Raw genomic sequence first — 15,072 nt, forward strand, 5'->3', positions numbered from 1 at the left:
CTCCGATGTTGGTTGCTCCCTATCCGTCGTCATCGCCGGGCTTGACCCGGCGATCCCGCTTAGGGAGGCAGTGTGCTCTCCTCATCGGGATGGCCGGGACAAGCCCGACCATGACGAACGAGAGAGCGCGAAAACTCTGATCAGGCGATCACGCCCATGATGTCCGACTCCTTCATGATGAGGAGTTCTTCGCCTTCGAGCTTCACCTCGGTGCCCGACCACTTGCCGAACAGCACGCGATCGCCCGCCTTCACGTCGATCGGGATGAGCTTGCCGGCTTCGTCACGGCCGCCCGGGCCAACAGCGACGACTTCGCCCTCCTGCGGCTTTTCCTTCGCGGTATCGGGAATGATGATGCCGCCCTTGGTCTTTTCGTCAGCCTGGATACGACGCACAACCACACGGTCATGCAGGGGGCGGAATTTGGTCTTGGCCATGTTTTCCTCGTGGGGATTGCACGCTATCGCGTCTGAATTCGCTGAATTTGCAACTATTTGGCACTCAGCTGAAAAGAGTGCTAGCGGGTTGCGGACATACGGGGCGGAAGGGTCTTCTGTCAAGACAGGATGACGGTCGTTGGCTGTCGCTTGGCCGTCTGCCGCCACCGATCCGGCGGATATCTTCCGGTATAGTGTGGCCGTCTGTGGATGCTGCGCGGGCCGTTTTGCCCAAATGTCTTGCACATTCGAGGACTTAGCCGCAGAGTAGAGAAAATGTGATGTAAAATGGGAGTTTGTACACTCCCTGCAGTCGAGGTTGAACCATGGTGTTTGTGCGGCGTTCTGATCCGATCAAGACTGGTGTGCTTGTTCTGCTTGCAGGACTTGCCGTCGCCGGCTGCGCGAGTCAGGGCCCGTCCGAAGGCACGATCGCACCGGCTGCGACGCCGCCAGATCTTCCGCCGGCGATCAAGCCACAGGAAATCACCGGACGTTGGGGACTTGCGGCCTTCCACAATCAGAGCGACCTCAAGCGAACCGAAACCGCAGCCCGTAACGGCTGCAAACAGCCCTACAATATCGGGATGGGTCCGACCGGCGGCGTGATCATGCATATGCCGGACAAGGCGCAGCCTGAAGAGCTGCGCATGAAGGGCGGCCCGGGTAACAAGACTTATATCGGCCCACCCGGTGAGCCGGCTGGCGGCACGCAGGATCGCGAAATCACCTCGTTCGATGGTCGTACCATGACGGTGCGCTTCCTCGATCCGGAAGTGTCCAGCCGTTATGGCACGCAGATCTACGTCCGCTGTGCGCCGCGGGCGTAAGGCTGAAGCATTGTCATAATAACGTCATCTGCCAGCCTCGAATCGGATAGCGTCCGGCGCGACTGAGCCGTGCCGGAGATGCGCTCATGATGCGCTGGTTCAACGCGCTGCTCCCGAAGGAGGAGCGCTTTTTCGATCTGTTCGCGCAGCATTCGAAAACCCTGGTGGCAGGCGCCGATGCGTTGCGGACCATGCTGGATGGCGGCGATGCCGTCGCCGAGAATTATCAGCTTGTGATGGATCGCGAACACGATGCCGACGTCATCACGCGCGACATTCTCATTGCCGTCCAGCGCACCTTCATCACTCCGTTCGACCGCGGCGCGATCAAAGAGCTGATCACGTCGATGGATAATTCCATCGATCAGATGCAGAAGACCGCGAAGTCGGTGATGATCTTCGAATTGCGCGAATTCACGCCGCAGATGCGCGAGATGGCTGACAAGATCAAGCGCTGCGCGGCTCTTGTCGAAGAAGCCATCCCGCTCCTGCAATCGATCAGCGCCAAAGCCGGACGGCTCAGCGAAATCACCGAAGAGATTTCCAGTCTGGAAGGCCAGGCCGACGAGCTCCACGACAGCGGATTGAAGGAACTTTATCGGCAGCATCGGTCGGACCCGATGGGCTTCATCACCGGCAATGAGGTCTATGACCATCTCGAAAAAGTGGTCGACCGTTTCGACGACGTGGCCAACGTGATCCACGCCACCGTGATCGAACACGTCTGACGGACATCATTGTGGACGGCTCGCTTGTTCTTCCGCTGCTGATTGCCCTGATTGCAGTTGCGCTTGCCTTTGACGTCATTAACGGCATGCACGATGCCGCCAATTCGATTGCGACCATTGTGTCGACGCGGGTGTTGCGACCGCATTACGCGGTCGCCTGGGCGGCCTTCTTCAATTTCATCGCATTCCTGGTGTTCGGGCTGCATGTCGCGAACACGATCGGTACCGGCATCGTATCCGCCGAGATCGTGGATTCACGGCTGATCTTTGCCGCGCTCATGGGTGCAATCTCGTGGAATCTGATCACCTGGTATTACGGCATTCCGTCCAGCTCCTCGCACGCGCTGATCGGCGGTCTGGTCGGCGGCGGTCTCGCCAAGGTCGGCTTTTCCTCCATCGTCTGGTCTGGCCTTGCAAAGACCAGTGCGGCCATCGTGTTGTCACCGCTGACCGGATTCGGACTCGCGCTGATCCTTGTTCTGATGGTGTCATGGGCCTTTGCGCGGTCGACGCCATACGGCGTCGATCTTATCTTCCGGACCGGCCAGTTTCTCTCCGCGTCGCTCTATTCGCTCGGCCATGGCGGCAACGATGCGCAGAAAACCATGGGCATCATCGCCGTGCTGCTCTACTCGCAAGGCTATCTCGGCAGCGAATTCTATGTTCCGTTCTGGGTGGTGATCGCCTGTCAGGCCGGCATGGGTCTTGGGACGCTGATGGGCGGCTGGCGCATCGTCAAAACGATGGGCTCGCAGATCACCCGGCTGACGCCGGTGCAGGGCTTCTGTGCGGAGACCGGTGGTGCGATCACGCTGTTCATGGCAACGGGGCTTGGTATTCCGGTTTCGACCACCCATACGATCACCGGCGCCATTATTGGTGTCGGGGCGGCGAAAAGGGTCTCCGGTGTGCGCTGGAGTGTGGCCAACGGCATCGTCATGGCCTGGATCATCACCATCCCCTGCACCGCGGCGATTTCCGCTCTTTGTTTCTGGGCGACACGTCTGTTCGGTTGAGTGAATCCCCGTGGCGGCGCTAATGTAGGCGTCGCCTCATGCCCCATCCCCGCGATTTCATTTTTGGTCCCTGGCGCGCCGTGCTGGTTCTCGGCGTCACGCAGATTATCGCATGGGGCATTCTGTTTTATCCGCCGGTACTGATGATGCCGCTGATCGCAGCGGAACGCGGCTGGTCGTTGTCCTTCGCGATGGGCGGTTTCTCGCTGGCACTGTTGGTGGCCGGGCTCGTCGCGCCGACAATCGGCGGCTGGATCGACCACTTCGGCGGACATATCGTGATGGCCTGCGGATCGCTGACCGGCGCGCTTGGGCTGGTCCTGCTGGTCACGGTCGCGCATCCCATAGCTTATCTCGGTGTCTGGGTCATTCTCGGCGTTGCGATCGCTGCCAATCTGTACGATCCGGCCTTTGCCTCGCTTGGCCGCATCTTCGGTGCGGCTGCGCGAAAGCCCATCACCATCCTCACACTGGCTGGCGGCTTTGCCTCGACCGTAAGCTGGCCGGCGACACAGCTCTCGCTGACATTCACCGACTGGCACGGGACCTACCTCATTTTCGCGGCTGTTCTTGCTTTTGTATCGGCGCCGCTTCATGCCTTCTTGCTGCCGCGCATGCGCGCCAAGCCGATGCCTCCGGTCGCAGGCGCAAGCGAGGTGGCGACGTCCGCCATTGTCCCGGCCAACGGTTTGATCTTCTTTCTCGTGGCGGCCGGCTTTGCGGTCTATGCGTTCATCCCGTCCGGCCTTGCGGCGCACCTCCTCGCGATGTTCGGCCGCGCCGGTATCGATCCGGCAACCGCCGTGATGATCGGTGCGCTGTTCGGCCCCTCGCAGGTCGCGGCGCGAATTTGCGAGTTGTCCTTTGCCGGGAATGTCCAACCGCTCAATCTTGCGCGTTTCTCGGTTGCGCTGATCCTGCTGGGCTTTGCGCTGCTGGCGATGTTCGGTTTTGCGTTGCCAGTCGCCATTGCCTTCGCCGTGATGTTTGGCGCCGCCAATGGTTTGATGACCATCGCGCGCGGTGCCGTGCCGTTGTCGCTGTTCGGCTATGTTGGTTATGGCCGGGTGTTGGGGCGGATCGCCAAGCCGTTCCAGATCATGCAGGCCTTCGCGCCATTGGCGCTAGCCTTCGTGGTCGAGCGGGCCGGCGATCCGGTGGCGCTATCAGTGACGGCGGCTTTTGCGGTGGCGTCGCTGACGTGTTTGCTGCTGATCCGCAGACCGCTTCACACAACGTGATCGATAGCGGCGAACGGCTCCGCTTATCCTCCACCGGTACATTCTGGCCTTGAACACCAATCGAGCACGCGTAGTGCGCGTAATGTGTTCCAGCGGCTCGCATGCCCGATATCCGTCTCGATGTCGAACGACAGCCGTTTAATGTGATCTTTGTGAATGCCATCGAGAGGCCAGTATCCGGCTTCATCGCGCCGCGCTTTCACCAGCGTTGTGGCCTCGGTGACCCGTTCGTCGGGTGCAACGCTGGCGCTGCGCAGATAATCCAGTCCACGCAAAATGTCGTAATGCCATACGGCTGGAAACGCGAAGCGCATCCAGTGTTGATTGATGATCGCGCCGGTGGTGAGCGATCTCAGCATGGTGCGTTCAAGCAGATAGTCTTGCCCGCGAGTCCGTGCGTCCGTCACCGCGCTTGTGGAGCCGTATGTCTTTTCGTATTCCAGCAGTCCTTCAAGCACACAGATCGTGGAATGAAACGATGATCGCTTGCTCGGCGGCGCCTCGCAATTCCAGCCGCCGTCCTCGAGTTGCTCACCGAGAAGGTGGTCGAGCAACCGATTGCTCGCGACGCCGAAATAAGCGCCCGCCGCGAGAATCCTGCCGTTGATGCAGGCCTCGGTCTCGCCATCGAAAAACGGCCGGCCGTCGAGTTGCCACCAGGTGACGCGGTTCTGCACGAGATCGATCGCGTTACGGACTTTTTCATTTGCGGGATCGACACCGAGAGTCTTCAGTAGAACCAAAGCGTCGATGGTGGTCATCCAGCCATGCTCCTGGTCGTCGTCCCAGTGGCCATCCGATGTCTGACGATCGAGGAGACGCGCGCCCCAGCCTTCGGAGGCAACGCGTGATCGCTCGGCTGCGACCACAGTGTCGGGTTGACCGGTGAGGTCACGCATGACCTGCCACCGTATCGACGGGTCCGAATCAAGCAACCATGTGATGATTGTCGTTCGGTTGTTCATACCGTCGTTCAGTGAAACAGCTTGTCGATATCGTCTTGCGTCGAATGTCCGCTCTCACCGGCGAGTTTCGGGCCATTGATCAATTTGTCGAGGCCGGTTGCCGCCGATTGTGCGGCATCGACATTGAAGCGTTCGATCACGCTCCAGATTTCCATCATCCGCGCGAGATGGTCCTCGACCATCTTCAGAGTCGCGCCGACCTTTGAAATGCGCTGGCCGGTCAGGTCGTGGAAATTGCAGGCTTCGAAGATCGCCGTGACGCGATCCTGAATGTCCTGCGCCAGACCCTGTTCGTGTCCGCCTTTCAACAGGCCCATCAGCGCATTCGCATTCTCGTCGATGTCTTCCGCCGCCTTCAGGATGCGATCCGTTGCGCCGGACGTGTCGTTAAAAACGGCATCCATTTCCTGGATCACGCGCGTGACGCGCGAAGAGTCGAAACCTTGATCCTGCAGCGATACGATTTCCGACCGCGTCTGCTTGATCGCGTTGCCTATGACATCGAGTTCGATCTTGAGCTTGCGCACTTCCTGCGATTGGATCTCGGGACGCGGCTCGGCCGGCGCTGGCGTGCGGGCTTCCATCGCGGCGCGGAGCGCTCGGATCTCGGCAAGGATTTCGGCATGTGCGGCGTTTTCGTTCCGCGTCACCGAAGCGTCGTCCGGCTTTGAAAATTCCTGCAGCGTCTCTTCGATCCGGAAGATCTTGCGTTGTTCCGGCATGCTGTGTCCCTGTGGCCCGGCACCATCAGCGATAAGGCATGCGGCTTAACGCAAAGTTCATGGGTCGATGGATGCTGAGGCAGCAAAGCATTAACCAAGGTCTTTGACTCAAAATAAACGCTAATTTCACGTAAAGGCTGATGGGTCGTGGTTAAGCGCGCGTTGCCTTCGCCGCATTTACCAAACGGATTGAATTTTCGCCTGTAGTCGCTTCGCACGGCGGTGGCGTTTCGTCGCCGGCTTGTTGTTCATGTGTGTGAGTAGCGTCGATGAAGCGTATTAATCGATTGATGTTTGCTGCTCTGTCTTGCGCGGCGTTGCAGGCTGCACTGCTCGATAAGACCCAGGCGCAGGCTTATGGTGAGCCCAATCTCGGCGGCGGGTTCATCGAATTCCTGTTCGGCGGACAGAATGCGCGGTCGCAGCAATTCGCCGGGCCACGCGCAGCCTATCCGGCAGCGCCCGCCTATCAGGACCAATATCAGCGCGCGCCGGGCTTCTATGAACCGGGCATGTATGGCCGGCGCGACGTGACGCCGGAGATGGTGGAGCGTTCATCGCCGCCGCACATGCGGATGGTTGGCGGTGAGCCGGGCGCAATGGCGCAAGGCCGTTTCGATCCGCGCTTTGCCAAACAGATCGTGCCTTATAACGGCGCGGAAAAGCCGGGCACCATCATCGTCGATACGCCGTCGCGTTTCCTGTATCTCGTGCAAGGCGATGGCCAGGCGATCCGCTACGGCATCGGCGTCGGACGTCCGGGCTTCACCTGGGCTGGCGTGAAGTCGATCACCCGCAAGGCGGAATGGCCCGATTGGGTGCCGCCGAAGGAGATGTTGCAGCGGCGTCCCGATCTTCCGCATTTCATGGCCGGCGGTCCGGACAATCCGCTGGGGGCGCGGGCGCTCTATCTTGGTTCCTCGCTCTATCGCATCCACGGCTCGAACGAGCCCTGGACGATCGGCCAGGCGGTGTCGTCCGGATGCATCCGCATGCGCAACGAAGATGTCACCGATCTCTATGAGCGCGTGAAAGTGGGAACGCGCGTTGTCGTGATCTGACATTTACTCCTTTCAAAAAAAAGGCCGCTGCGGGTGACGCAGCGGCCTTTTTCATGTTCGCGCCGATTGCGACTAGACGAAATCGGAATCGCCGAGATCGAAATCGGAATCGTCGCCGGCATCCATGTCGGCGTCGTCATAGCCATCATCGGACGGATCGTAGCCTTGGTCGTAACCCTGATCCTGTCCCTGGCCGGATTGATCGGAAAATCCTGCGCGATCGCTTGCGCCCGACTGGCCGACATGATCGACCCCGGCCTGTTTCGCGAGATCGCTCGACGAAGCGTCGCCGCTGCCGCCCCATGGGTTAGCGTCTTTCGAGCCGCCAAGATCGGCCGCACTCGCGGTCCCGCTTTGCTTTCCGTGCCCAAACATGCCGCCAAGGCTGTTCATCAGCATTGCGCCGCCGATGGTGCCGACAGCCGCGGCTGCGGCCGTACCAAGAAATGATCCGCCGCCCTGCTGCGGTGCCGGCTGCTGTGGAACACCGCCTTGCGGGGGAGCACCCGCGCCGGGATAACCCCCTGCCGCAGGATTGTCGCTGCGATAGCCGGGTGGCAGGCCCATCGGCCGGTCGCTGCCGCCGACAGGCGGAACGGAGCTGCGCGGCCGGGCGCCGCCACCAAAGATCGTATCGCGCATCGAATCGAGGAAGCCGCCGCCTTGCTGCGGCTGTTCCATTTCCATTTGCGCAGCTTCGAGTTCGCGAATGCGGTCGGCGGCGTTGCGCAGGGCTTCGTCCTGCAGCAGCACGGTTTGCACCAGCGCGTAAGTCGCATTCGGTGCCTTGCGCAAACCGGCCATGATGGCCTGTTCGGCATCGGGCTCGCGCGGTTGCGTTTCCAGCGTCGCAAGCTTTTCGAATAAGTCCTCGACGAGCCTGCGTTCCTGCGGTGTCATGGATACCTCCCTCTGGTTCCGCGATGCATGTAGGAAGCAAAAATGCTAGCGGCGAGAGGTCACGCCAAAGTGACGCGGTTCGCCGCCATAATTTTTGGAAAGGTTTCCGCTGAAAAAAAGGCGTATTCGCGTTCCCGCAAATCCGTCAGCGGATCGAGCCGTTTCAGCATGTCGTCGACAAAGCCGGGATGGCACATCACGACGCTGTCCGCAGGTAATCCGTCGAGGAAGCGCGGAAACAAAACCGCAAAATTCGGGTCGGCATGGAAGTCGTAGCTGCCGGCGAAGGCCGGGTTGGTGCGAACGCCCAGCCGCGCCGCACGCGTGCGAAAGCCGGCGCTCAGGATATCGAGCAACAGACCCTTGCGATCGGACAGGCGCGACGTCACCGGCGTGACCCGTCCGCATTGCCGCACCCAGGCCTTCGGCAGATCGCGACTGACCACCTCCAGAAACGCGTCGCGCACCTGCGGAAAAATCTGCACGTGCTGATGGCCGTCGAGATAATCCGGCGGCGCGCCGAACGTGGCGGTGAATTTTTCGATCTGCGCCCGGATTTCGGCTGCGATCAGCGCCGACCGCAAACGCCGCAGCATCGCTGCGCCCAGCGTCTGCCCGATTGACAGAAGAGCGCCATCGCGCAGTGGCGCATAGTCCGCAGTCAGCGGACGGAACGGCGCCGTCAGCGTCACATGCAAGCCGATGGCGATATTTGGCTCTTGCGACTTGATGGACGCAAGGGCATCCGCTTCCGCGCGATCGATCGCCGGCGTCACCATCATCACTGAGGTAGCGTTGATGCGGCCGCGGGTCAGCAGATCGCGGATGGCCCTATTCACACCGGGTGACAGGCCATAATCGTCGGCACACAGGACGATGCGGCGAAACTCGGCCATATCGATCCCGTTATTCGGCGGCGTCCGGCCGCGTGGCGCGTTGCGATGCGTTGTCGTGCGCGCTTTCGTCGGCGTTGCGCGTGTGATGATCGGCGACGAAGTAGACTGGCCGCGCCTTCTGCTCGGACAGGATCTTGCCGATATATTCGCCCATCACCCCGATCATGATGAGCTGTACGCCGCCCAGCACCATCAGGCCGACCGCCATCGAGGGATAGCCGGGCACCTGTTTGCCGTAGACCAGCGTCTCGTAAAGGATCGACGCGCCGAAGATCAAAGCGATGCTCGCCAGAATGAGGCCGAGCAGGCTAGCCACGCGCAGCGGAGCGACCGAGAACGAGGTGAGCCCTTCGATCGACAATCCGATCAGCGAAGCGATATTCCAGTTCGTCTCGCCGTGCGCGCGGGCGACCGGTTCGTAATCGACCCGCAATTGCCTGAAGCCGATCCAGCTCGCCATGCCCTTGAAGAAGCGGTTGCGCTCCGGCATCTGCCGCAGCGCGTTGGCGGCCCGCGGCGACAGCAAGCGGAAGTCGCCGGCGTCGTGCGGCAGCTTGTAGCGGGCGCGGAAATTGATCAGAGCATAAAACACCTTCGCCATCACCCGCCGCGAGATCGGCTCGGACTTGCGGTTGGCCTTGGCCATGTAGATCACGTCATAGCCATCATCCAGCCAGTGCGAGACGAGGCGTTCGATCAGGTCAGGCGAATGCTGGCCATCGCCATCCATGAAAAGAAGGGCTCCGTGCCGCGCATGATGCAGGCCGGCGGTCAAAGCCGCTTCCTTGCCGAAATTGCGCGACAGCGACAGCACCTGCACATCGAGGTTCGCTGCCGGCAGGCCGCAGGCTACGGCATAGGTGTTGTCGCGGGAGCCGTCGTCGATATAGACGACCTCGATCCGCAGGCCGCGCTGCGCCCACAGTTTTTGTGCTGTTTCGACCAGCCGGCCATGGACGCCGGGCAGGTTCTTCGCCTCGTTGAAACAGGGCACGATAATGGACAGGCCGTGATCACCGCGCTTGCGCGCGGGCGACCCTGGTGTATGCACATCCCGTCCAGTCCTGCTCGGCATCGCGCCCGGTCCTGATTTGCGCGTGATTTCCGCAACATATAGCGCGTTACCCCCCAGAAGTCGCATGAGCTTTTATTCAGGAAGCAGCATCAACGTGTTAACGAGCAGGCGATGATGCAACCGTCCAACAACGAGGGGCTCCCAAGCCGGATCGTGGCCGCTTTGCGGCGGCAGGCCTGGGTGTTCAAGGCCATGAGCTTCGCCTCCATCGGCGTCGTCAATTCGCTGGTGGATCTCGGCCTGTTTCTGCTCGCCCTCAGATATCTGACCGCGTCGCTGGTGGCCGCCAATATCCTGTCCTGGTGCGTCGCGGTCAGCGGTTCCTATGTGATGAATTCGTTCATCACCTTTGCCGCCGAATCCGGCCGCAGCCTCCGCTGGCGCACTTACGCAACCTTCGTCGCGGCGCAGGTTCTGGGTCTCGTCGCCAGCACCGGTACGCTGGTCGCGGCGGCGCTGGTGATGCCGGTATTGCCGGCCAAGCTGCTGGCGATCGGCGCGGCCTTCCTTGTCAACTTCTCGATGTCGCATTTCGTGGTGTTCCGGAAGCGGGCGACCGTGCCATCCGGACCGGATCGGGAATCCAGTACGCAGTAGCGCTCTTCAATGGTATAGCTGCCTTGCTGCATGTGGTTGGACAGTCGCCGGGGACGATCCAAGCCTTCAGGCTACCGTGCGCAATCGGAATGGCCGGTTGCAAGAAGGATCGACATTGGCCCCGCGCATTCATTCCTCGGCGATCCGTTATTTCGACGCTGCCCGCCGCGCCAAATCGATCCGCGAAGCGGCCCGTCAGCTCAACGTAGCGTCGTCGGCGGTCAATCGTCAGATCATCAAGCTTGAGGAGGAGATCGGCGCGCCGCTGTTCGATCGTCTCTCCAACGGACTTGTCCTGACGCCGATCGGCGAAGCGCTCGCGCGGCATGTTATTACGGTCCTTCAGGATCTTGAGCGCACCGGATCGGATATCGCCGACCTGCAAGGCACGCGTGCCGGCCATATCACCGTCGCCGTGGTCGAGAGCGTCGCGTCGTCGGTCCTGCCGAATGTCATCGATCAGGTGCGCAGCCGCTCGCCGCGCGTGACCTTCACCGTCGCGGTGATGGGATCGTTCGACATTCCGGACGCCATCGCGAAAGGCGAAGCCGATGTCGGGGTCGCCTTCGCGTTGCGCAAGTCGTCGGACCTGCATCAGGTCTTTCTCTCGCAGTTCAGGCTCGGCGCGGTGGTGAAGCCGGATCATCCCCTGGCGAAGAAGAAATCCATCACGCTGTCGTCCTGCCTCGGCTTCCCGCTCATTCTGGCGACGCCGGATCTGTCGATCACCAATCTGCTGGAGCCGATCCTGTCCAACGGGCCGTCATTCCTGTCGCCGGTCATCACCTGCGGCTCGGTCGAATTGATGCAGGAACTGGTCATTCGCGGCCACGGCATTGCCTTCCAGACCCGGGTCGGGCTCGAGCGCAAGCTCGCCGAAGGCCTGCTGGTGCATATCCCCATCGACGCCAAGGGACCGCTGTGGAGCGATCTTGGCATCTACACCCGGTCCGGTCGGCTGTTGCCGACAACAACCGACAATTTCGTGCAGATGCTGAAGGTGGAAATCCAGTCGCGGCAGCAGGCGGAAGAGGGCCGGAAGACCTGATGCCGTTTCGGCATCAGCTTGGGCGACATTCGCTGCTATGCGGCAGCGCGACATTCTGAAATCGTTTTGACGCTGGGGATCAATTGGCGGGGCTCGCGCTTCAACCGAAGCGCTCCGGACCTATTGGTCGCATCCTTTTCGCGGATCACTGTCGGAGCGCGCTATGTCCACCACCGTACCGTCCATCGTCGACCCCGTCGAAGAAAAGCTTCCTTTGCCGCGTCTGGTGCCGCTCGCCCTGCAACATGTCCTTGTGATGTATGCGGGTGCAGTTGCCGTGCCGCTCATCATCGGCCGTGCGCTCAAGCTGCCGCCGGAAGACATTGCATTCCTGATCAGCGCCGACCTGTTTGCCTGCGGAATTGCGACGCTGGTGCAATGTCTTGGCTTCCCCGGCGTTGGCATCAAGCTGCCGGTGATGATGGGCGTGACCTTCGCCTCGGTCGGCCCGATGCTGTCGATGGCGGCGTCTCCGGAGATCGGATTGCTCGGCATCTATGGTTCGGTCATTGCGGCCGGTATCTTCGGCATTGCGGTGGCGCCATTCGTCAGCCGGCTGCTGCCGCTATTCCCGCCAGTGGTGACCGGCACGATCATCATGGTGATCGGTATTTCGCTGATGCGGGTCGGCATCAACTGGGCCGGCGGCGGCCTGCCGAGTTTCACCCGCGTCATCAATGGCGAGACCGTGCAGGTGAGCAATGCTGCTTACGGCTCGCTCGACGGTCTCGCGATTTCCGCCTTCGTGCTGGTGGTCATTCTCGCGCTTATCAAATGGGGCAAGGGCTTCGTCGCCAATGTCGCGGTGCTGCTCGGCATCATCGCTGGCGCCGTGCTCGCCGCCATTCTCGGCAAGATGCATTTCGACAAGGTGGCTTCGGCGGCGTGGTTCGACATCGTGCTGCCGTTGCATTTCGGCGTGCCACAATTGCATCTGATCCCCATCGTCACGATGTGCATCGTCATGGTTGTGGTGATGATCGAGTCGCTCGGCATGTTCCTGGCGCTCGGTGAAATGACCGGCAAGAAGATCGATCAGGAAGCGCTGACCAAGGGCCTGCGCGCCGACGGCGTCGGCACATTCATCGGCGGTCTGTTCAACACATTTCCCTATACGTCGTTCTCGCAGAATGTCGGCTTGGTCGGCGTTACCGGCGTGCGGTCGCGCTGGGTGACGGTGGCGGGCGGCGTGATCATGCTGATCCTCGGGTTGCTGCCGAAAATGTCGGCCCTGGTCGAAGCGGTGCCGCTGGTCGTGCTGGGCGGCGCGGGCCTTGTGATGTTCGGCATGGTGGCCGCGACCGGCGCACGCATTCTCACCTCGGTCGATTTCAAGACCAACCGCTACAACCTGTTCGTGGTGGCGATCTCGGTCGGCTTCGGCATGATCCCGCTGGTGGCGCCGAACTTCTTCAAACATCTGCCGCACGAACTGCATCCGCTGCTGGAATCCGGCATTCTGCTGTCAGCCATCGTCGCGGTGGCGCTGAATTTCTTCTTCAACGGTGTCGTCAGCGCGGAGCGGGCGAGGGCAGACGCATCGGCTGCGGCAGCGAGCGCCGAGCACGCCTGATCACCGCAAACCGCACAGGGCAGCATCATGGCACTCATCAGCAATACCTACGGCAAGGGCCGTGTCCGCGTGATGCGGATCAAGAAGGATGGTCCGGTTCAGGAAGTGCGGGAACTCAACGTCAAGGCCATGCTCACCGGCGGCTTTGCCGCGGCCTTCACCGATCACGACAATTCGGCGGTGATTTCGACCGATACCGTCAAGAACGTTGTCAACATTGTCGCGCGCGAAAATCTCGGGCTCGACACCGAAGCCTTCGGCAAGGTGCTGGCGGCGCGGTTTCTCGACCGCTATCCACAGGTGGAATCGGTGAGGATCGAATTGCACGAGGTGAAGTGGGTGCGGATGTCGATCGGCGGCAAGCCGCATCCGCACAGCTTCGTGCTCGACAATAATGGCCAGCCTTTCGTTATCATCACCGCGTCGCGCGCGGCGATGGAGGTCGTGTCCGGAATCACCGGCTTCACCTTCATGAAATCGACCGAGTCGGGATGGGACCAGTATTACAAGGATGAATATACGACCATCGCCGAGACCCGCGACCGCATGTGCGCGACCGCGATGGATGCGCGATGGCGCTGGAGCCGGGAACCGGAGGATTTCGCCACCGCCAACGCGAAAATCCTCTCGACCATGCTCGAGGTGTTCGCGACCACCTACAGCGAAAGCGTGCAGGATAGTTTGTACCGCATGGGAACGGCGGCGCTCGCCGCCGTTCCGGAAATCGAGGACATCAGCCTCGCCTGTCCGAACAAGCATTACCTGCTGATCAATCTGCAGCCATTCGGGTTGACCAACGAGAATGCGGTCTTCCTGCCGACCGACGAACCGCACGGCCAGATCGAGTGCACCATCGGCCGGTGGTGATATCGTGCTGCGCGCTTTGTAGCGGCTGTTGAAGGTTCTCGCGGAACTTCGTCGCCGCGCGCCCGTTACTCATCATCATTGAATGATTGATGCGAGTGAGGTGCGTCCATGGTGCAAACCAAGTCACAAGCCCGCAAGGATCAGTTTGCGCAGGCCGCGGAACAAACGGCCGCCGCCGAGCGCGAGATCCAGAAAACCATCGACCGCAAGGACAAGACACCGCCTCAAAAGAAACAGGGCGCGATGCAGGCCGGTGCGCGACTTTATCCCGAGCCGCCCTTGCCGGCGCAGCATCTCGCAAAGCCCGGCAACGAAGCCGATCTCGATCTCGCGCCGATGTATGACGCGCCGCATTACAAGGGCTCGGAGAAACTGAAAGACAAAGTCGCACTGATTACGGGCGCCGATTCCGGCATCGGCAGGGCTGTCGCCGTCCTGTATGCGCGCGAAGGTGCCGATGTTGCCGTTGCCTATCTCGACGAACATGAAGACGCGGAGGAAACGAAGCGCGCGGTGGAGAAGGAAGGGCGTCGCTGCATTCTCATCTCCGGCGATGTCGCCGATTCAGCTTTCTGCAGAGCGGCCGTCGCCCGCACCGTCAAGGTACTCGGCAAGCTCGATATTCTCGTCAACAATGCCGCATTTCAGGAGCATGTGCTGGATTTCGGAGATCTTACCGACGAGCATTTCGACCGCACGCTGAAGACCAATCTCTATGGCTATTTCTATATGGCCAAGGCGGCGGTGCCGCACATGCAGAACGGTTCGGCGATCGTCATGACCGGTTCGGTGACCGGCCTGCTGGGCAACGACAAGCTGCTCGATTACTCGATGACCAAGGGCGGCATCCACGCCTTTGTGCGCTCGCTGGCGACGCATCTGATCGACAAGGGCATCCGTGTGAATGCGGTGGCGCCTGGCCCGGTCTGGACGCCGCTTAACCCGGCCGACAAGGATGCGGCCCATGTCACGCAATTCGGCAGTGACGTGCCGATGAAGCGGCCGGCCCAGCCGGAAGAAATTGCGCCGGCTTTCGTGTTTCTCGCCGCGCCGAGTTGCTCCAGTTATATCACCGGCGAGATTTTGCCGATCATCGGCGGCTATTCGGGCGGATAG

At 61.1% G+C, this 15,072-nt stretch carries 16 protein-coding genes; 10 read left to right on the top strand and 6 right to left on the bottom strand.

The genetic code is table 11. From position 1 onward, the window contains the following. Positions 1–140 precede the first annotated feature (140 nt). A complete protein-coding gene (gene groES, locus CAK95_RS13160) occupies positions 141–437 on the bottom strand; it encodes a co-chaperone GroES (RefSeq protein WP_086088329.1) in 297 nt (98 codons plus the stop codon). Positions 438–763: 326 nt separating this feature from the next. On the opposite strand from groES, the gene CAK95_RS13165 reads away from it, so the two are divergent. The 4 genes from CAK95_RS13165 (at position 764) to CAK95_RS13180 (ending at position 4,252) form a co-directional block, all read left to right on the top strand. Continuing rightward, positions 764–1,267: a hypothetical protein gene (locus CAK95_RS13165; protein WP_086088330.1), complete on the top strand. Its 504-nt coding sequence runs from the start codon at positions 764–766 to the stop codon at positions 1,265–1,267. 86 nt (positions 1,268–1,353) lie between these two features. Then, the gene (locus tag CAK95_RS13170) at positions 1,354–1,995 is read left to right on the top strand and encodes a DUF47 domain-containing protein (RefSeq protein ID WP_086088331.1); all 642 of its coding nucleotides are present in this window, start codon (positions 1,354–1,356) and stop codon (positions 1,993–1,995) included. 11 nt (positions 1,996–2,006) lie between these two features. Next, entirely contained in the window at positions 2,007–3,011 is a 1,005-nt protein-coding gene (locus CAK95_RS13175) for an inorganic phosphate transporter (RefSeq protein ID WP_086088332.1), read from the top strand. A 38-nt stretch (positions 3,012–3,049) separates the two neighbouring features. Then, entirely contained in the window at positions 3,050–4,252 is a 1,203-nt protein-coding gene (locus CAK95_RS13180) for an MFS transporter (protein ID WP_086088333.1), read from the top strand. A 23-nt stretch (positions 4,253–4,275) separates the two neighbouring features. On the opposite strand, the gene CAK95_RS13185 is transcribed toward CAK95_RS13180, so the two are convergent. Then, positions 4,276–5,151 carry a prenyltransferase/squalene oxidase repeat-containing protein gene (locus CAK95_RS13185; protein WP_245303744.1) on the bottom strand — a complete coding sequence of 292 codons (876 nt, stop codon included), beginning with the start codon at positions 5,149–5,151 and terminating at the stop codon, positions 4,276–4,278. 74 nt (positions 5,152–5,225) lie between these two features. Further along, positions 5,226–5,939 carry a protein phosphatase CheZ gene (locus CAK95_RS13190; protein WP_086088335.1) on the bottom strand — a complete coding sequence of 238 codons (714 nt, stop codon included), beginning with the start codon at positions 5,937–5,939 and terminating at the stop codon, positions 5,226–5,228. Between the two features lie 269 nt (positions 5,940–6,208). On the opposite strand from CAK95_RS13190, the gene CAK95_RS13195 reads away from it, so the two are divergent. Then, on the top strand, positions 6,209–7,000 hold the full coding sequence (locus CAK95_RS13195; RefSeq protein ID WP_425349686.1) for a L,D-transpeptidase: 792 nt from the start codon (positions 6,209–6,211) through the stop codon (positions 6,998–7,000). 72 nt (positions 7,001–7,072) lie between these two features. Here CAK95_RS13195 and CAK95_RS13200 read toward each other — a convergent pair whose 3' ends face one another. From CAK95_RS13200 to CAK95_RS13210, 3 genes are read right to left on the bottom strand one after another with little or no spacing between them, the layout of a single operon-like run. Then, positions 7,073–7,900 carry a DUF2076 domain-containing protein gene (locus tag CAK95_RS13200; RefSeq protein ID WP_086088336.1) on the bottom strand — a complete coding sequence of 276 codons (828 nt, stop codon included), beginning with the start codon at positions 7,898–7,900 and terminating at the stop codon, positions 7,073–7,075. 59 nt (positions 7,901–7,959) lie between these two features. Continuing rightward, entirely contained in the window at positions 7,960–8,796 is an 837-nt protein-coding gene (locus tag CAK95_RS13205; RefSeq protein WP_086088337.1) for a ChbG/HpnK family deacetylase, read from the bottom strand. A 10-nt stretch (positions 8,797–8,806) separates the two neighbouring features. Further along, a complete protein-coding gene (locus tag CAK95_RS13210; protein WP_086088338.1) occupies positions 8,807–9,871 on the bottom strand; it encodes a glycosyltransferase family 2 protein in 1,065 nt (354 codons plus the stop codon). A 111-nt stretch (positions 9,872–9,982) separates the two neighbouring features. Here CAK95_RS13210 and CAK95_RS13215 point away from each other — a divergent pair, with 111 nt between their 5' ends. From CAK95_RS13215 to CAK95_RS13235, 5 genes are all read left to right on the top strand, one after another. After that, positions 9,983–10,468 (top strand): GtrA family protein, encoded by a 486-nt coding sequence (locus tag CAK95_RS13215; protein WP_245303746.1) that lies wholly within the window; start codon positions 9,983–9,985, stop codon positions 10,466–10,468. A gap of 115 nt (positions 10,469–10,583) precedes the next feature. Beyond that, positions 10,584–11,516 (top strand): LysR family transcriptional regulator, encoded by a 933-nt coding sequence (locus CAK95_RS13220; protein ID WP_086091390.1) that lies wholly within the window; start codon positions 10,584–10,586, stop codon positions 11,514–11,516. 163 nt (positions 11,517–11,679) lie between these two features. Then, positions 11,680–13,089, top strand: coding sequence for a nucleobase:cation symporter-2 family protein (locus CAK95_RS13225; protein WP_086088339.1), 1,410 nt, complete (start codon positions 11,680–11,682; stop codon positions 13,087–13,089). Between the two features lie 27 nt (positions 13,090–13,116). Beyond that, positions 13,117–13,956, top strand: a complete 840-nt coding sequence (gene pucL / locus CAK95_RS13230; RefSeq protein WP_086088340.1) for a factor-independent urate hydroxylase — start codon at positions 13,117–13,119, stop codon at positions 13,954–13,956. Positions 13,957–14,064: 108 nt separating this feature from the next. Beyond that, positions 14,065–15,072, top strand: a complete 1,008-nt coding sequence (locus CAK95_RS13235) for an SDR family oxidoreductase (protein WP_086088341.1) — start codon at positions 14,065–14,067, stop codon at positions 15,070–15,072.

Source organism: Pseudorhodoplanes sinuspersici, assembly GCF_002119765.1.
Classification (GTDB): Bacteria; Pseudomonadota; Alphaproteobacteria; order Rhizobiales; family Xanthobacteraceae; genus Pseudorhodoplanes; species Pseudorhodoplanes sinuspersici.

Coding starts and splice junctions, on each gene's coding strand:
- CAK95_RS13210 (WP_086088338.1), bottom strand. CDS start 9,871: ATGCCGAGCAGGACTGGACGGGATGTGCATACACCAGGGTCGCCCGCG.
- CAK95_RS13195 (WP_425349686.1), top strand. CDS start 6,209: ATGAAGCGTATTAATCGATTGATGTTTGCTGCTCTGTCTTGCGCGGCG.
- CAK95_RS13190 (WP_086088335.1), bottom strand. CDS start 5,939: ATGCCGGAACAACGCAAGATCTTCCGGATCGAAGAGACGCTGCAGGAA.
- CAK95_RS13200 (WP_086088336.1), bottom strand. CDS start 7,900: ATGACACCGCAGGAACGCAGGCTCGTCGAGGACTTATTCGAAAAGCTT.
- CAK95_RS13165 (WP_086088330.1), top strand. CDS start 764: ATGGTGTTTGTGCGGCGTTCTGATCCGATCAAGACTGGTGTGCTTGTT.
- CAK95_RS13235 (WP_086088341.1), top strand. CDS start 14,065: ATGGTGCAAACCAAGTCACAAGCCCGCAAGGATCAGTTTGCGCAGGCC.
- CAK95_RS13185 (WP_245303744.1), bottom strand. CDS start 5,151: ATGCGTGACCTCACCGGTCAACCCGACACTGTGGTCGCAGCCGAGCGA.
- CAK95_RS13180 (WP_086088333.1), top strand. CDS start 3,050: ATGCCCCATCCCCGCGATTTCATTTTTGGTCCCTGGCGCGCCGTGCTG.
- CAK95_RS13205 (WP_086088337.1), bottom strand. CDS start 8,796: ATGGCCGAGTTTCGCCGCATCGTCCTGTGTGCCGACGATTATGGCCTG.
- groES (WP_086088329.1), bottom strand. CDS start 437: ATGGCCAAGACCAAATTCCGCCCCCTGCATGACCGTGTGGTTGTGCGT.
- CAK95_RS13225 (WP_086088339.1), top strand. CDS start 11,680: ATGTCCACCACCGTACCGTCCATCGTCGACCCCGTCGAAGAAAAGCTT.
- CAK95_RS13170 (WP_086088331.1), top strand. CDS start 1,354: ATGATGCGCTGGTTCAACGCGCTGCTCCCGAAGGAGGAGCGCTTTTTC.
- pucL (WP_086088340.1), top strand. CDS start 13,117: ATGGCACTCATCAGCAATACCTACGGCAAGGGCCGTGTCCGCGTGATG.
- CAK95_RS13215 (WP_245303746.1), top strand. CDS start 9,983: ATGATGCAACCGTCCAACAACGAGGGGCTCCCAAGCCGGATCGTGGCC.